Raw genomic sequence first — 15,895 nt, 5'->3', positions numbered from 1 at the left:
TACCCGCTCATACAGGAGCCAAAGCGATGGATGAGAATAAGAGCAGAGCGCTAAACGCAGCGGTCGGACAGATTGAAAAGCAATTCGGTAAGGGTGCAATCATGCGCCTGGGTGATAACCAGGCCATGGATGTGGAGTCTATTTCCACCGGTTCACTGAGTGTGGATATTGCGCTGGGTATTGGTGGCTTGCCAACCGGCCGGGTGGTGGAAATTTACGGTCCGGAGTCTTCCGGTAAAACCACCATGACCTTACAAGTAATTGCCGAAGCGCAAAAAGCCGGTAAGACCTGCGCCTTTGTGGATGCCGAGCACGCACTCGATCCCGTCTATGCCGGCAAGCTGGGTGTAAACGTGGATGAGCTGTTAGTCTCCCAGCCGGATACCGGTGAGCAGGCGCTGGAGATCTGCGACATGTTGGTGCGCTCAGCGGCAGTGGATGTGGTGGTTGTGGACTCGGTGGCAGCACTGACACCGAAGGCGGAAATCGAAGGCGAAATGGGGGACTCTCACGTAGGTTTGCAGGCGCGTTTGATGTCACAGGCGCTGCGTAAGCTGACGGCCAATATCAAGCGCTCCAATACCCTGTGTATCTTCATTAACCAGATCCGGATGAAGATCGGTGTGATGTTCGGTAACCCCGAAACCACCACCGGGGGTAATGCCCTGAAGTTCTACTCGTCAGTACGCTTGGATATTCGTCGTATCGGCTCACTGAAAGAAGGTGACGAGGTGGTGGGTAACGAAACCCGGGTCAAGGTCGTCAAGAACAAGGTGGCCCCGCCGTTTAAGCAGGCCGAGTTTGCCATTATGTACGGCGAAGGCATCAGTAAAGAAGCCGAACTGTTGGATCTGGGCGTGAAAGAGAAGCTGGTGGAGAAGGCCGGAGCCTGGTACAGCTACAATGGTGAGCGAATTGGTCAGGGTAAGGCCAACTGTGTGCGTTTCTTAAAAGAGCATACGGAGATCGCCAATGAAATCGAAACTCAAATTAGAGAACGTCTGTTATTGACTAAAAAGCCCAAGAATGAAGAGGCCGAGGAGCAGGAAGAGCTGTAATAGTCTCTAAGTATTTAACAGAAAAAGCCGCTGTCATCAGCGGCTTTTTTGTATCGACAGAATCAACTTCATTTAGACGTCTAGACGTAAAGATGTTGACTTTTCCCCGGGCCTTGGCAAGATGGCACTCTGGTCTTTTTTGATGGAGCTTGATGATGCCTATCTGCATTCCCGGTGACTTGCCCGCACAAGATGTACTCAGCGATGAGAATATCTTTGTGATGGACGCTGAGCGCGCTTTAGCTCAGGAAATTCGTCCGCTGGAAGTTGGGATCTTAAATCTGATGCCCAACAAGATAGAGACCGAGGTGCAGTTATTACGGCTGTTGTCCAATACGCCGTTGCAGATCAACGTGGATCTGATCCGCATCGACTCCAAGGCCCCCAAAAATACCCCAGAAGCCCACATGCGCAACTTCTACCATCAGTTTGATGAGGTGGCGGGGAAAAAATACGACGGTCTGATCGTTACCGGTGCACCTTTGGCCAAACTGGCCTATGAGGACGTTAAGTACTGGGACCGGATGACAGAAATCATGGACTGGGCCCGTCGCCATGTGACGTCGACGTTGTTTTTGTGCTGGGCAGCCCATGCGGCGCTGTATCATTTTTATGGCATTAACCGCCGTTTGCGACAACAGAAGTTATTTGGGGTGTTTAATCACCAGGTGGAGCGGGAACATGATCCTTTGATGCGTGGTTTTGATCCCGTGTTTTTTGCACCTCACTCACGCTATGGTGAAATTCCGCTGGCCGATTATCGCTCGGTGGAGGAATTAGAGGTGCTGGCCAGTTCCGCAGAAGCCGGGGCCTATGCGGCAGCGTCTAAGGATAAGCGGGTGGTGTTTGTCACCGGCCACCCGGAATACGATCCCGACACCCTGGCTCAGGAATACTTTCGTGACCAGAAAGCCGGCCTGAATACTGCTGTACCAGCGAATTATTTTCCTGCCAACGATCCCAGCCAATGCCCCTTGGTTACTTGGCGTTCACACGGTAGCCTATTGTTTACCAATTGGTTGAATTATTACGTCTATCAGGCTACCCCTTACAACTTATCTGATATTGCGTAATAGTTTTATTCAATATCTCTCATTAACAAAACAGGTATAGGAATGTTCTTAACCGAAGCACAAGCGTTAGATGATGCGTTAAAGGAACGCATTCTGGTGCTGGATGGAGCCATGGGCACCATGATTCAACTGCGGGATTTGCAGGAATCGGACTATCGCGGTGAGCGGTTTGCCGACTGGCATCTGGATGTAAAGGGCAACAACGATATGTTGGTGCTGACCAAGCCCGATTTGATCAGAGAAATCCACGCCGAATATCTTGAGGCGGGGGCGGATATTATTGAAACCAACACCTTTAGTGCCACCACGATAGCCATGGCCGATTACGATATGCAGGACTATGCCCATGAGATGAATGTGGTTGCCGCCAAGTTGGCCCGTGAGGTAGCGGATGAGTACAGCACTCCCGAGAAACCACGGTTTGTTGCCGGTGTGTTAGGGCCCACTAACCGAACCGCTTCCATATCACCGGATGTGAATGATCCGGGCAAACGCAACACCAACTTCGATGAATTGGTCAAGGCCTATGAAGAGAATGCCGAAGGCCTAATCGAGGGCGGTGTGGATATGCTGTTGATTGAGACGGTGTTCGATACCCTCAATGCGAAAGCGGCGGTGTTTGCGGTTGAAAATGTCATGGAGCGAATGAACAAGCGTCTGCCGGTAATGATATCCGGTACTATTACCGATGCCTCCGGTCGCACATTGTCCGGTCAGACTACAGAGGCCTTCTATTACTCTCTGCGGCACGCTAAACCGGTCAGTTTTGGCCTGAACTGCGCGCTGGGGCCGGATCTGCTGCGTCAGTATGTGGTGACTCTGTCGGAGATCGCCGAATGCGGCGTGTCGGCTCACCCTAATGCTGGGTTGCCCAATGAGATGGGTGAATATGATATGCAGCCCGACGAGATGGCCGAGCATATCCGTGAGTGGGCCGAGTCCGGTTATCTGAACATCGTGGGGGGCTGCTGTGGCAGTCGTCCGGAACACATACAGGCGATTGCTGAGGCCGTCAAAGGCCTTCCTCCTCGCCAGCCCGCAAAACGGGACGTTAAGATGCGTCTTTCCGGGCTAGAGCCATTTGTGCATTAAGGAGGTGATATGAGTCAGGCAAGTTCAACCTTTATTAATATTGGCGAGCGCACCAATGTGACCGGTTCGGCCCGGTTCAAGCGCCTGGTTATGGACGGTGACTATGAAACCGCGCTCGATGTGGCTCGTCAGCAAGTGGAAAACGGTGCCCAAATCATCGATGTGAACATGGATGAGGCCATGCTGGACTCGGAAGAGGCCATGGTCACCTTTTTAAACCTGATTGCATCGGAGCCGGATATCTCCCGGGTTCCGGTGATGATCGACTCATCCAAGTTTACGGTTATCGAAGCAGGCCTTAAGTGTGTTCAGGGCAAAGCCATTGTTAACTCCATCAGCCTGAAGGAAGGCGAGGAGCAATTCCTCGAGCAGGCTAATAAGATTAAGCGCTACGGGGCGGCAACCGTGGTAATGGCCTTTGATGAAAACGGACAGGCGGATACCGAAGACAGAAAGTTTGAGATCTGTGAGCGTAGTTACCGCTTACTAACTGAAAAGATCGGCTTCCCACCGGAAGACATCATCTTCGATCCTAATATCTTCGCGGTAGCCACCGGCATCGAAGAGCATAATAACTATGCGGTGGACTTTATCGAGGCCACGCGGCGCATCAAGCAGAACCTGCCCCATGCCTCGGTATCCGGTGGCTTGTCCAATATCTCCTTCTCTTTTAGGGGCAATAACCCGGTGCGTGAAGCCATGCACTCGGTGTTTCTGTATCACGCCATCCGCGCGGGGCTGGATATGGCCATCGTCAATGCCGGACAGCTGACGGTCTATGACGACATTCCCGATGAGCTGCGTGAAGCGGTGGAGGATGTAATCCTTAACAAAGGGCCCGAGGCTACTGATCGCTTGCTGGAGCTGGCACCAAAATATCAAGGCGATGGCAAGGTGGCCGCCAAGGAAAATCTGGAGTGGCGTGAATGGCCGGTAGAGAAGCGTCTCGAACACTCTCTGGTGAAAGGCATCACCGACTATATCGAGGAAGACACCGAGGAGTGTCGCCAGCGAGCAGAAAAACCCCTGCATGTGATAGAAGGGCCACTCATGGACGGCATGAATGTGGTAGGGGATCTGTTCGGTGAAGGCAAGATGTTCCTGCCTCAGGTGGTCAAATCCGCCCGGGTAATGAAAAAGGCTGTGGCCTACCTCAACCCCTATATCGAGGCGGAAAAAGAAGAAGGCGACACCAACGGTAAGATTCTGCTGGCCACGGTGAAAGGAGATGTGCACGATATCGGTAAGAACATCGTCGGTGTGGTCTTGCAGTGTAATAACTTTGAAGTGACAGACCTAGGCGTAATGGTGTCCTGTGAAGAGATCTTAAAAGTCGCCAAGGAAAAGAACGTGGATATGATCGGTCTGTCGGGCCTGATTACCCCGTCCCTGGATGAAATGGTACATGTGGCAAAAGAAATGGAGCGTCAGGGCTTTGATATGCCGCTGCTGATTGGCGGCGCCACCACCTCCAAGGCCCATACCGCGGTGAAAATTGAGCAAAATTATCATGCGCCTGTGGTCTATGTGCCTAATGCCTCCCGCGCCGTGGGGGTGTGTCAGAAGCTGATTTCCAAGACCCACCGTCTGGCCTATGCTGCGGAGCTGGCTGAGGATTACGAGAAGGCCCGTGAGCAGCACGCCAAGAAAAAGCCGCGCACCAAGCCCATCAGTTTAGAAGCAGCGCGAGAGAATGCCTTTAAGCCCAGCTTCGACGACTATGAGCCTAAAGCACCGGAGCAAAAAGGCATTCAGGAAGTTTCGGCAGATATTGCCACTTTACGTCAGTACATCGACTGGACGCCCTTCTTTATGACCTGGTCGCTGGCGGGCAAATACCCACGTATTCTTGACGACGAGAAGGTGGGCGAGGAAGCCCGTAAGTTGTTCGAGGACGCCAAACAGTTGTTGGATGACCTTGAACAAAGCGGCGATATTCAGGCAAAAGGTGTAGCGGGAATTTTCCCAGCCAACCGCGTTGGCGACAGTGTAGAAATCTACACCGACGACAGTCGTGAGCAGGTGCGTGGCACGGCGCATCACTTGCGTCAGCAAACCGAGAAGAAAAATGGGGCCAACTACTGCCTGGCCGATTTTGTAGCCAGCAAAGACTCGGGTATTGCCGACTACATGGGGGCCTTCGCGGTCACCGGTGGTATCGGTGAAGACGAGTTGGCCAAGCACTATGAAAAACAAGGCGATGACTATAACGCCATCATGGTCAAGGCGGTGGCAGATCGCCTGGCCGAGGCTTTTGCCGAGTACCTGCATGAGCGGGTACGTAAGGAAATCTGGGCTTATGCGCCCGATGAGCAGCTGGCTAATGATGAACTGATTCGTGAGAAATATCAGGGCATTCGTCCCGCACCCGGCTACGCGGCGTGCCCGGAGCACACTGAGAAGCAGCTAATTTGGGATTTGCTGGAAGCAGAGCAGCGCACCGGCATGAAGCTCACCGAAAGCTTCGCCATGTGGCCCGGGGCCTCGGTATCTGGTTGGTATTTTGCTCACCCGGATACCCGCTACTTTGCGGTGGCCCAGATCAAGGACGATCAGCTCAAGGACTACGCCGAACGTAAAGGCTGGTCGGTGGAAAAAGCCGAGAAATGGCTGGCACCGAACCTGTCTGGCTGATGTTACACCTTGTCATACTGTAAAGCCGGGGCAAGCCCCGGCTTTTTTGTACTGGCTTGATTTATCGGTGTAAGTTGGCTTGTATAGGTCGTCTAACCGGAATGGGAGCGAAAGTATGCGAGTGTTGTTGATGGCGTGTTTGATTGGGGGACTTGGTTTCTGTCAGGTATTACAGGCCAATGAACCTCCGGTGTTTGGTGGCCAGCAGGGGTATGATGACAGCCTCGAAGCTATCGAGCCTACACCGTCTGCAATGAAAGTGGGGTTGGCAGGGGAACAGAAAACTGACATCGCTCGCTATATTATGGCGGCAAACGAAGGCGTGATTTCAGCTGCCTTATCACCATCCGGAGAGCGGGTGGCGTTTTTATGGGCGATAACCGGTGAGCCTCAGGTATGGCAGGTTCCCGTAGGCGGAGGAATGCCACAGCGATTGACGTACGGCAATGGGGTCAGCTTTTTTGATTGGCTTGATAACCAGACCCTGATCTACGGCGCGGATAACGATGGCAATGAACAAGAAGGTTTTTATACGATCAGTGCCGATGGGAGCAAAGAGCGTCGGTTAATACCTGCCAAGTCCGGTGATTTCAGGCGGTATGGCGGAGTGACAGCGAGTGGCGACACCATTGCTTATGCTTCCACGGCTCGGACAGGCAGTGATTTTGATATTTATCTGGCCGACAGAAGCACCGGTCAGGCCACTCGTATTGTTGATGGCGTATTTGGTTACAGTGTGGATTCTATCTCCCCAAATGGACGTTACTTGGTGATCACCGAAGATGTGGGGGAAGACGGCAGTAACCTCTATTTATTTGACCGGCAAGAAGATGAATTTACGGAGTTGTCAAAACCAAAACGCCGCGCCTATCACGCTGACTCGGTATGGCTTGATGACAACAGCGGCTTCTATTTTCTGAGCTCAAAAGACCGGGAGTTTAAGAATGTCTTTTTTTACGATGTTAATACCACAGCACTAACCGCAGTGGTGGAAGAAGACGTGTCCATCGAGACGCTGGCATTGTGCGGTGAACAGCAGCAACAGCTGGTGTGGACTGAAAATCACGCCGGTTTTTCTCAACTCAAGGGCCGGAATCTCAAGTCGAAAAAACCGCTTGACTTCAAGCCGCTTCCCGAAGGGGTTTATCGGGTGCAGTGTCCCAGTGGTCATATGCTGGTTGAAGTATCCGGCTGGCAGACTCCAGGCACTTTTATGGTTTGGGAAGAACAAACCCAACGTTGGCTGCAACCCGTGCCTACGTCTTTAGCTGGGGTGCCAAGGGAGAACCTGGTAAAGCCAGAAAGTGTCACGATGCCAGCGCGTGACGGGACTGAGTTGCAAGGGCTACTGTATTTGCCCCGAAACATCTCGGCCAGTGAGAAGCCGCCAGTCGTCTTTTTTGTGCACGGGGGGCCCACCGCCCAGTCGCGGCCCGTGTTTGATGCCGTAGTGCAATACCATGTTAATCAGGGAATGGCGGTATTTGAGCCTAACGTACGAGGTTCTACCGGGTTTGGCTTCAGTTATTTAAGTTTGGATGACCGGGAGAACCGGTTGGACTCCATCCGTGACCTGGTGGATATGTTGCAGGCATTGGGTGAGCGAGGGGTGGTCGATGCCAATCGTGCTGCGGTAGTTGGAGGCTCTTACGGAGGCTATGCCGTCAATGCGGTATTGGCCAACTACCCAGGTCACTTTAAGGCCGGTGCCTCTTTATTTGGGGTTGCCGACTGGGTTACAGCTCTGACGATCGCATCACCCGGCCTCAGAGCGTCTGATCGCATTGAATACGGGGATATCAACAAGCCAGAATGGAAAGCATTTTATGAGAAAAACTCACCGATTAATCAGGCGGATAACATTACTGTGCCGGTTTTATATTCTCATGGTGTGCAAGACCCTCGTATTGATATTGCTGAAACCGAGAAAATGGTTCGCATTCTGCGTAACAATGGAGTTCCAGCTCCTTACATTAGGATACCGGACGAAGGACACGGTTGGCGGAAGCTGAAAAATCAGTTGTTTTATTACCGGTATCAGGCTGAATTTTTGAAGCAACAACTCAGGGAAGGCGCGAAGCAATGAAGCCATTTAGTCAGGCCTGTGAGAATAACAAAATACCAATTTTAACGGTGTTGAAGGAGGCCTTTTCTGATCGTCAGCATATTCTGGAAATCGGCTCAGGGACCGGTCAGCACGCGGTGTTTTTTGCTCAACATTTATCAGAGCTTACCTGGCAAACCAGCGACCAACCGGACTATCATCCCGGCATGTTGCAGTGGATGCACGAATACCCCGCCGATAATCTAAAAACGCCTGTTGCCTTTACGGTTGGTCAGGATGAGTGGCCGAGATTATCACCGCCCATAGACGGTGTGTTCAGCGCTAACACCGCTCATATTATGCAAAAACAAGAGGCTAAATTAATGATGGAGCAGGTGGCCGGGCACCTGCCTGAGCAAGGAGTATTTTGTCAGTACGGGCCGTTTTTGTTTAGCGGAGATTTTACCAGCGAGTCCAATCGCCAGTTCCACCAAGGTCTGTTAGAACGAGGCTGCGGAGGCCTCAGGGATGTGGATGAACTGACGGCCTGGGCTTCACCCAAGGGGCTTCGACTGGAACAAACTCATGCCTTACCGGCCAATAACCACCTGCTGGTCTGGCGTAAGCACGGCTAATCCAGTGCTGAAAACGTATGCAATGGCGTTGATATTGACGAGTCTTATCGGCTGACCCAAGCTTACCGTTTCTATCAGAGAACAGAGAAACCTTATGTTGAGACTCCTTGCTTTAGTATGGATACTGGGTGTGACCGGCTGTGCCAGTCAGGTGACACCCCCCGAAACCCCCGCTGCGTATCAGCCTGAGCCCTACGTCAAAGTCTCTCATCCGGAATGGAGTAAGAACGCCGCCATTTACCAGATCAATACCCGTCAGTTTACCGAGGCTGGTACTTTTGCGGCGGCCGAGGAGGAACTCCCACGTCTTAAGAAACTGGGCGCCGATATATTATGGTTGATGCCCATCCATCCCATCGGGGAGAAGAATCGCAAAGGCAAACTGGGTAGCCCTTATTCGGTTAGGGACTACTACGGGGTGAATCCTGAGTTTGGGACGCTGGATGATCTCAAGTCTTTTGTAGATCGCGCCCACGAACTAGGCATGTATGTGATTCTGGATTGGGTGGCCAATCACACGGCCTGGGATAATCCCTTGGTGAAGCAGCATCCCGACTGGTACGAAAGAGACTGGAAGGGGGACTTTCGACCCACACCGTGGTGGGATTGGTCGGATATTATCGATCTGGACTACTCCAAGCCTGAAGTTCGTCAGTACATGACGAACGCTATGAAATACTGGGTCAAGGAAGCGGATATCGATGGTTATCGCGCCGATGTGGCCGGCTTTGTTCCGATCGAGTTTTGGAATAACCTGCGTCAGCAGCTGGATGCCATTAAGCCCGTGTTTATGCTGGCCGAATGGGAGTCGCGGGACTTACATGCCGAAGCCTTCGATATGACGTACGCCTGGAGTTGGTTTAAGGCGGTGCATCGTATTACCACCGGAGATGCTGGCCTCAGTGAGCTTTATATTTACTACTCATGGAATGAAAGTGCCTTTCCCAAAGACAGCATTCGCATGACGCATGTGACCAATCACGATGTGAATGCGTGGGAAGGCACTATGTTCGAGAACTTTGGCGATGGGCTTGATGCAGCGATTGTTCTGTCAGTGGTGGGCGAGGGTATGCCGCTGATTTATAACGGTCAGGAAGCGGGTAACGATAAACGCCTGCAGTTTTTTGATCGGGACCCTATCATGTGGAAGCCTCACCCTATAGGTGCTCTGTATAAAAAGCTCTTTGCGTTGATGAAGAGGAATACGGCACTGTGGCATGGCCATTGGGGGGCGACCATGATTAAAGTTGAAAACAGTGTGCCAGAGTCGGTGTTCAGCTTTGTACGCCAAAATGACAAGGATAAGGTGTTTGCGCTGATGAATTTTTCTGATCGTCCGCAACAGGTCAGCTTTCCTCAGTCGTTGCACCATGGCGATTATATGGATTACTTTAGCGGTGAGGCCGTTAGCTTCGGACGGGGCAGTGAGCTAAACATCGAGCCGTGGGGCTATCGGGTGTTTGTTCGTTAGCCATCTTTTTTAAACGGCAACAGAGTCGCGGCCTCCCGAATGTAGTCGTTCAGGTGACCGTGCTCTTGCTGAATAAAGTCGCCCACTGCCTGATGGAACTCGGGCCGCACCAGCCTGTGGCCCGAATAACACTGGGTGGGCTCAAAACCACGTTGAATCTTATGCTCGCCCTGAGTCCCGGGGTTAAATACCTTAAGACCACGTTTGATGCAAAACTCAATGCCCTGGTAGTAGCAGGTTTCAAAATGCAGGCCATCCAGAGGTTCTAGCGCGCCCCAGTAGCGGCCATAGAGATGGGTCTGGTCAAAGAACAACAGTGCTGAACCGAGCAGGCGGCCGCGCTGCTCGGCTCGGACGATGAGCATCTGTTCGGCCATGGTCTCCCTGATGCGCTGGAAAAATGCCGGGTTGAGATACCCACTGTGACCGGAGCGTTTCAGGTAGGTTTGTCGGTAACAGTGGATAAAGTCATCCATTACCTGAGTTGTGATGGCACTGCCGGTGAGACGCTCAATGTTGACCTCCTGTGCTCTGAGTTTTTGCCTCTCTTTTTTCAGGTTCTTGCGTTTGCGGGAGCTAAATCCGGCCAGAAAGTCGTCAAAGTCAGTGTACCCTCGATTGAACCAGTGAAACTGGACATTGTGCCGCTTAAGCAAGGAGCAGTCTTGAGGCCAGTGCCCGCTTTCCGGAAACAACAGATGAAATGAGGAATAGTCCTGGTGCTGACATTCTGACAGAATCGCACGCTCGGCCACCGACCAGAGCGCCTTTACATCACAGGAAGGAGAGGTTAACAGTCGAGGGCCCGGCACTGGGGTAAAGGGGATGGCACTGACCAGTTTGGGGTAGTAGTCCAGCCCATAGCGGTAATAGGCGTCTGCCCAGGCAAAGTCGAACACATACTCACCGTAGCTATGCTCCTTTACATATAAGGGTAAGGCGCCTACTAACTCGTCATCCTGATAGAGAGCCATATGATGTGGTTGCCAGCCGCTGTCACCGCCGACACAACCACTTTGCTCCAATGCGAATAAAAAATGATGCTGCAGAAAGGGCTGCTTGGGAGTCAACCGGTCCCAATGAGGAATATCCGCAATGCTTTTGACAAAGGTCGCTGTGACTGCTCGTTGCATTCGCTACAATAGCCTGACCATAAATCCCATATACTAACTATGACAGACTCTGAGCGATCGATCATTGTTAACCTGTTAACTCGTTTATTGGCGCGGCGAGAACATGGGCGCAGTGAGCTTGTGCGTAAGTGCCAGCAGCGGGAGCTGGATATGACATTAGTTCATCGGGTGTTGGACGAATTTGCCGAACAGGGCCTACAGTCTGACGCTCGTTTTGCCGAGAGCTTTGTGCGTCAGCGTTATAACAACGGTTATGGAGAGCGGCGAATTGAGGCTGAACTGCGTCAGAAACAGGTGGAGGATGCCTATATCCGACAGGCTTTCTCTGAGTTAGAAGGTGACTGGTTTGAGGCAGCCAGAGTCGTCTATCGCCGTAAGTATGCCAACCCCATTCAGGATCAAAAGGACCGTTTTAAACGACTGCGCTTTATGCAGTATCGTGGGTTTACCCAAGAGCAGACGCGTTACGCCATGGAAGATGCTGAAAACGAGTAACCCCCCCTTCAGGGTATTTCTGTATTGAGACAGATGGAATCGCCACTTTTTAGGTGGGTTTTTGATTGTCACAAGGCCTTTGTACGCTGACATTCGCTGACTATTCATGGTATGGTGCCGGATCACGTATTTTGGATAAATTTAAGCGTTTTCCGGGACCATCAATGACCATTAGCACTGCTGATATTCGACGTAAATTTCTGGACTTTTTTGCCGCCAAAGGCCACCAAGTGGTACCCACCAGTTCACTGGTGCCACATGACGACCCGACCTTATTGTTCACCAACGCGGGTATGAACCAGTTTAAGGATACTCTGCTTGGCATTGAGAAACGCGACTATAACCGGGCCACATCGGCACAGCGCTGCGTGCGTGCCGGCGGTAAGCATAATGACTTGGAAAATGTCGGTTATACCGCGCGCCACCATACCTTTTTCGAGATGATGGGCAACTTCAGCTTCGGCGATTACTTTAAGCGTGAAGCCATTCAGTTTGCCTGGCAGTTTCTGACCGACGAGCTTAAGCTGCCTAAGGAAAAGCTACTGGTGACCATCTATCACGAAGATGACGAGGCCTATGATATCTGGGCCAAGGAAATCGGCGTTCCGGCGGATAAAATTATTCGCATCAGCACCTCGGACAACTTCTGGTCTATGGGCGATACCGGCCCCTGTGGTCCCAGCTCCGAGATCTTCTATGATCACGGCGAGCATATCTGGGGTGGGCCTCCCGGAACACCAGAAGAAGATGGCGACCGCTTTATCGAGATCTGGAATCTGGTGTTTATGCAGTACAACCGTCTGGCGGATGGCACCATGGAAGACCTGCCCCAGCAGTCTATCGACACCGGCATGGGCCTGGAGCGTATTGCCGCTATCTTACAAGGCGTTCACAGCAACTATGAAATTGACCTGTTCCAGAATCTGATTAAGGCGGCGGCAACGGTCACCGGCACTGAGGATTTGGAAAATCAATCGCTGCGTGTGATCGCCGACCATATTCGCTCTTGCAGCTTTTTGATTGCCGATGGTGTTATGCCCTCCAATGAAGGTCGGGGCTATGTGTTGCGTCGCATTATACGCCGTGCCGTGCGTCACGGTTATAAGCTGGGTGCCGAGGATGTTTTCTTCTACCAGCTGGTGGAGGCCCTGATTAATGAGATGGGTGGAGCCTATCCAGAATTGAAGCAGCAGCGTACGACCATCGAGAAGGTGTTAAAGCTGGAAGAAGAGCAGTTTTCCCGTACTTTGGAGCGAGGTCTGCAAATGCTCAATGATGCTCTGACCGACATTGGCGATAAGCAGATCCCCGGTGAGCTTGTGTTTAAATTGTATGATACCTACGGCTTTCCCGCCGACCTGACCAATGATGTGGCCCGTGAAAAAGGTTACACCATCGATGAAGCGGGCTTTGAAAAAGCCATGGCCGAGCAGCGAAAGCGTGCTCAGCAAGCCAGTCAATTTGGTAAGGATTACAATGACACCCTGATCTCAGAGCAGCTGTCTGAGTTTACCGGCTACGATAACGAAGCGGGTAATGCCAAGGTGGTAGAGCTGTTTAGCACCGATGATAAGACTGAGCAGTTGGAAGCTGGTCAAACGGGAATGGTGGTTTTGGACAATACGCCATTTTATGCCGAATCCGGCGGTCAGGTCGGCGATACCGGGATCTTGGAAATGAAAGGCGGTGTTTTCCGTGTCACCGACACTCAGCATATGGGCAAGGCCATTGCTCATAAAGGGGTGGCAGAGGTGCCGCTGAAGGTAGGTGATAACGTCAATGCAGTGATCGATTCCGAACGTCGTCAGGCCATTAAGCTCAATCATAGTGCCACTCACTTGTTGCATGCGGCGCTTAAACAGGTATTGGGCGAGCACGTGAACCAAAAAGGCTCTTTGGTAGAGCCGGAGCGAATGCGCTTCGACTTCTCGCACTTCGAGGCCCTGACCCATGATGAGATTGAGCAGTTAGAGTCAGTCGTTAACGAGCAGATCCGACAGAATCACAGTCTGGAAACTCAGCTTATGGAACTGGAGCAGGCGAAAGCCGCCGGTGCCCAGGCACTCTTTGGTGAAAAGTATGATGATGATGTAAGAGTCGTCAGTATGGGGCCTTTCTCAATGGAGCTGTGCGGGGGAACCCATGTGAATCAAACTGGTGATATCGGCCTGTTCCGCATCGCCAGCGAGGCGGGGATTGCTTCGGGCGTACGTCGTATTGAGGCAGTAACGGGCGAGGCGGCCCTGGCCTTTAGTCAGGCCCAGAGTGAACAACTGAAGCAGGTCGCGGGAAAGGTAAAATCTGAACCCAGCCAACTGGTTGAGCGTATAGAGCAGATTCTGGACCAGCAAAAGGCTTTGGAAAAACAGGTTCAGCAATTGAAACAGAAAATGGCCAGTCAGGCGGGATCCGAACTGCTTTCCCAGGCGTATGAAATAAGCGGGACAAAAGTCCTGTCTGCTAAATTGGAAGACGTGGAACCCAAATCACTGCGGGATCTGATGGACACCTTGAAGAATCAGCTGGGCTCTGGCGTGATTGTGCTGGGTGTGCCGGGACAAGGCAAAGTTAATCTGATCGTCGGTGTCACCAAAGATCTGGTGGGGCAAGTGAAGGCCGGGGAACTGGTCAATTATGTGGCCCAGCAGGTGGGAGGCAAAGGCGGCGGTAAGCCAGACATGGCACAAGCCGGTGGTAAACAGCCAGAAAACCTTGACCAGGCACTGGCTTCGGTGGCGACATGGTTAGAGGATAGGCTATAATCGCCGGACCATGGCAGATCAGTTTTTGCAGTGACACAAAAACAAGGAATGATCGGCGTTGCAGAGGATTTCAACGCTTGATGGTACTGGAAGGAAAGATGATTAACGGAAAGGAGCAAGAGAATGCTGATTTTAACCCGTCGTGTTGGTGAGACTCTGATGATCGGTGACGAAGTGACCGTTACCGTTCTGGGAGTGAAAGGGAATCAAGTTCGCATCGGTGTGAACGCCCCCAAAGAAGTGTCTGTTCATCGTGAAGAGATCTATATGCGCATTCAGGCAGAGAAAAACTCTGACTCAGGAAGTTTGGCTTCCTCTGATAGCGACGATTAGGCACAAAAAAGAGGCTGGTAATTCCAGCCTTTTTTTATGTCTTTTGATTGCCGAACTGGTCCGGTTTTCTGCAGGTAATCATAGAAAAACTAGCCCTACTTAATAAAAACTCACCGAATCGTGCAAAACTCCAACACCTGTATGTTGGCAGCCCAAAAAAGGTTTGACTTCGCCCAGTGAATCATTAAACTTCGCTCCCACATTGAGGAGAGATGGCCGAGTGGCTGAAGGCGCTCCCCTGCTAAGGGAGTATAGAGTTTGTAGCTCTATCGAGGGTTCGAATCCCTCTCTCTCCGCCATTATTTTTAATGCAATGGTCAGCGCGTGTGTAGCTCAGCTGGATAGAGTACCTGGCTACGAACCAGGCGGTCGGAGGTTCGAATCCTTCCACACGCGCCATCTTCTTCTGAAAGTGAGATACTTTTTGAAGAGCGGTGTAGAAGTTGTGAATGGAAGCGTATTTAGGGTGTTTACGTCCTTGTACGGATATTCCAGCCAAGCCATCCATGGCTTGTCGTTCAGCAAACTTCCTTCATCCACAGGATAAAGGTTTTGCTTCACCCTTCCACACGCGCCATTTTTCTACTTTTGGTGTAGAATAGTACAATTAGTTTAAAGCGTGTGTAGCTCAGCTGGATAGAGTACCTGGCTACGAACCAGGCGGTCGGAGGTTCGAATCCTTCCACACGCGCCATATAAAAGAAAAGGCCCTGTCGCAAGACAGGGCCTTTTCTTTTATCCGCGTACGAGGAGGTGAGAATCTCCTCAGGTTCGACCAAAACGCCGGGTGGGTTTTGGGACAGCCATAGGCTGGCCCGCTAGGGCGAGGGCATGGACAGCCCGAGCAATCCTTCCACAATTCTTTGGGCAGTTTGGTATGACTCCTATTGAGGTTTGTCGCGCGCAGATACGCCATTAGAAGCCCTCTACAGCATGTATTGCTAGTCAAGCCTCAGCCCTTTTTCGCTTTCTCTGTTGCAGTTCTGCTGGGCCTTGCTACAATCGCCACCGATTCAGGCTAGGCCTGAAGTAACCAAGGGGTGCCGAGAGGCTGAGATTCACGTTCACTGAGGTGGCGTGTGAACCCTTACACCTGATCCGGATAATACCGGCGTAGGAATGGTTGGGGGATTTCACCCTGCAATAAAACTCCCATTGACCTGCC

The 15,895-nt window shown here is 51.8% G+C and carries 11 protein-coding genes, 3 tRNA genes and 1 riboswitch; of the genes, 13 read left to right on the top strand and 1 reads right to left on the bottom strand.

All coding sequences use genetic code 11. From position 1 onward, the window contains the following. Positions 1-26: 26 nt before the first annotated feature. From recA to HMF8227_RS10265, 7 genes are all read left to right on the top strand, one after another. Positions 27-1,058, top strand: a complete 1,032-nt coding sequence (recA, locus tag HMF8227_RS10295) for a recombinase RecA (RefSeq protein WP_109340094.1) — start codon at positions 27-29, stop codon at positions 1,056-1,058. Between the two features lie 155 nt (positions 1,059-1,213). Continuing rightward, a complete protein-coding gene (gene metA, locus HMF8227_RS10290; protein WP_109341078.1) occupies positions 1,214-2,131 on the top strand; it encodes a homoserine O-acetyltransferase MetA in 918 nt (305 codons plus the stop codon). A 42-nt stretch (positions 2,132-2,173) separates the two neighbouring features. Then, positions 2,174-3,223, top strand: coding sequence for a homocysteine S-methyltransferase family protein (locus HMF8227_RS10285; protein ID WP_109340093.1), 1,050 nt, complete (start codon positions 2,174-2,176; stop codon positions 3,221-3,223). A 9-nt stretch (positions 3,224-3,232) separates the two neighbouring features. After that, positions 3,233-5,857 (top strand): methionine synthase, encoded by a 2,625-nt coding sequence (gene metH, locus HMF8227_RS10280; RefSeq protein ID WP_109340092.1) that lies wholly within the window; start codon positions 3,233-3,235, stop codon positions 5,855-5,857. Positions 5,858-5,972: 115 nt separating this feature from the next. Next, the gene (locus HMF8227_RS10275) at positions 5,973-7,943 is read left to right on the top strand and encodes a S9 family peptidase (RefSeq protein ID WP_109340091.1); all 1,971 of its coding nucleotides are present in this window, start codon (positions 5,973-5,975) and stop codon (positions 7,941-7,943) included. Further along, the gene (locus HMF8227_RS10270; protein WP_109340090.1) at positions 7,940-8,536 is read left to right on the top strand and encodes a DUF938 domain-containing protein; all 597 of its coding nucleotides are present in this window, start codon (positions 7,940-7,942) and stop codon (positions 8,534-8,536) included. Before HMF8227_RS10275 ends, HMF8227_RS10270 begins: the two co-directional genes overlap by 4 nt. A gap of 94 nt (positions 8,537-8,630) precedes the next feature. Beyond that, entirely contained in the window at positions 8,631-10,007 is a 1,377-nt protein-coding gene (locus HMF8227_RS10265) for an alpha-amylase family glycosyl hydrolase (RefSeq protein WP_109340089.1), read from the top strand. Here HMF8227_RS10265 and HMF8227_RS10260 read toward each other — a convergent pair. Further along, the gene (locus HMF8227_RS10260) at positions 10,004-11,140 is read right to left on the bottom strand and encodes a GNAT family N-acetyltransferase (RefSeq protein ID WP_109340088.1); all 1,137 of its coding nucleotides are present in this window, start codon (positions 11,138-11,140) and stop codon (positions 10,004-10,006) included. The genes HMF8227_RS10265 and HMF8227_RS10260 overlap by 4 nt on opposite strands. Before the next feature lie 150 nt (positions 11,141-11,290). On the opposite strand from HMF8227_RS10260, the gene HMF8227_RS10255 reads away from it, so the two are divergent. The 6 genes from HMF8227_RS10255 (at position 11,291) to HMF8227_RS10230 (ending at position 15,424) form a co-directional block, all read left to right on the top strand. Next, a complete protein-coding gene (locus HMF8227_RS10255; RefSeq protein WP_162558574.1) occupies positions 11,291-11,635 on the top strand; it encodes a regulatory protein RecX in 345 nt (114 codons plus the stop codon). A gap of 164 nt (positions 11,636-11,799) precedes the next feature. Beyond that, complete coding sequence (gene alaS / locus HMF8227_RS10250; RefSeq protein WP_109340086.1) at positions 11,800-14,397, top strand: alanine--tRNA ligase; 2,598 nt, start codon at positions 11,800-11,802, stop codon at positions 14,395-14,397. Between the two features lie 123 nt (positions 14,398-14,520). Further along, positions 14,521-14,730: a carbon storage regulator CsrA gene (gene csrA, locus HMF8227_RS10245; RefSeq protein ID WP_109340085.1), complete on the top strand. Its 210-nt coding sequence runs from the start codon at positions 14,521-14,523 to the stop codon at positions 14,728-14,730. A gap of 206 nt (positions 14,731-14,936) precedes the next feature. Then, positions 14,937-15,029 (top strand) — tRNA-Ser (locus tag HMF8227_RS10240). A gap of 23 nt (positions 15,030-15,052) precedes the next feature. Further along, a tRNA-Arg gene (locus HMF8227_RS10235) sits at positions 15,053-15,129 on the top strand. Positions 15,130-15,347: 218 nt separating this feature from the next. Then, positions 15,348-15,424 (top strand) — tRNA-Arg (locus tag HMF8227_RS10230). 332 nt (positions 15,425-15,756) lie between these two features. Further along, a riboswitch (TPP riboswitch) is annotated at positions 15,757-15,867 on the top strand. Positions 15,868-15,895: the final 28 nt, after the last annotated feature.

This window comes from Saliniradius amylolyticus (assembly GCF_003143555.1).
GTDB lineage: Bacteria > Pseudomonadota > Gammaproteobacteria > Enterobacterales > Alteromonadaceae > Saliniradius > Saliniradius amylolyticus.
This window is presented reverse-complemented; position numbering and strand designations above follow the sequence as displayed.

Excerpts from the sequence above, each read along its gene's own strand:
- HMF8227_RS10260 (WP_109340088.1), bottom strand. The coding sequence starts at position 11,140 with ATGCAACGAGCAGTCACAGCGACCTTTGTCAAAAGCATTGCGGATATT.
- alaS (WP_109340086.1), top strand. The coding sequence starts at position 11,800 with ATGACCATTAGCACTGCTGATATTCGACGTAAATTTCTGGACTTTTTT.
- metA (WP_109341078.1), top strand. The coding sequence starts at position 1,214 with ATGCCTATCTGCATTCCCGGTGACTTGCCCGCACAAGATGTACTCAGC.
- HMF8227_RS10285 (WP_109340093.1), top strand. The coding sequence starts at position 2,174 with ATGTTCTTAACCGAAGCACAAGCGTTAGATGATGCGTTAAAGGAACGC.
- metH (WP_109340092.1), top strand. The coding sequence starts at position 3,233 with ATGAGTCAGGCAAGTTCAACCTTTATTAATATTGGCGAGCGCACCAAT.
- HMF8227_RS10275 (WP_109340091.1), top strand. The coding sequence starts at position 5,973 with ATGCGAGTGTTGTTGATGGCGTGTTTGATTGGGGGACTTGGTTTCTGT.
- recA (WP_109340094.1), top strand. The coding sequence starts at position 27 with ATGGATGAGAATAAGAGCAGAGCGCTAAACGCAGCGGTCGGACAGATT.
- csrA (WP_109340085.1), top strand. The coding sequence starts at position 14,521 with ATGCTGATTTTAACCCGTCGTGTTGGTGAGACTCTGATGATCGGTGAC.
- HMF8227_RS10255 (WP_162558574.1), top strand. The coding sequence starts at position 11,291 with ATGACATTAGTTCATCGGGTGTTGGACGAATTTGCCGAACAGGGCCTA.
- HMF8227_RS10270 (WP_109340090.1), top strand. The coding sequence starts at position 7,940 with ATGAAGCCATTTAGTCAGGCCTGTGAGAATAACAAAATACCAATTTTA.
- HMF8227_RS10265 (WP_109340089.1), top strand. The coding sequence starts at position 8,631 with ATGTTGAGACTCCTTGCTTTAGTATGGATACTGGGTGTGACCGGCTGT.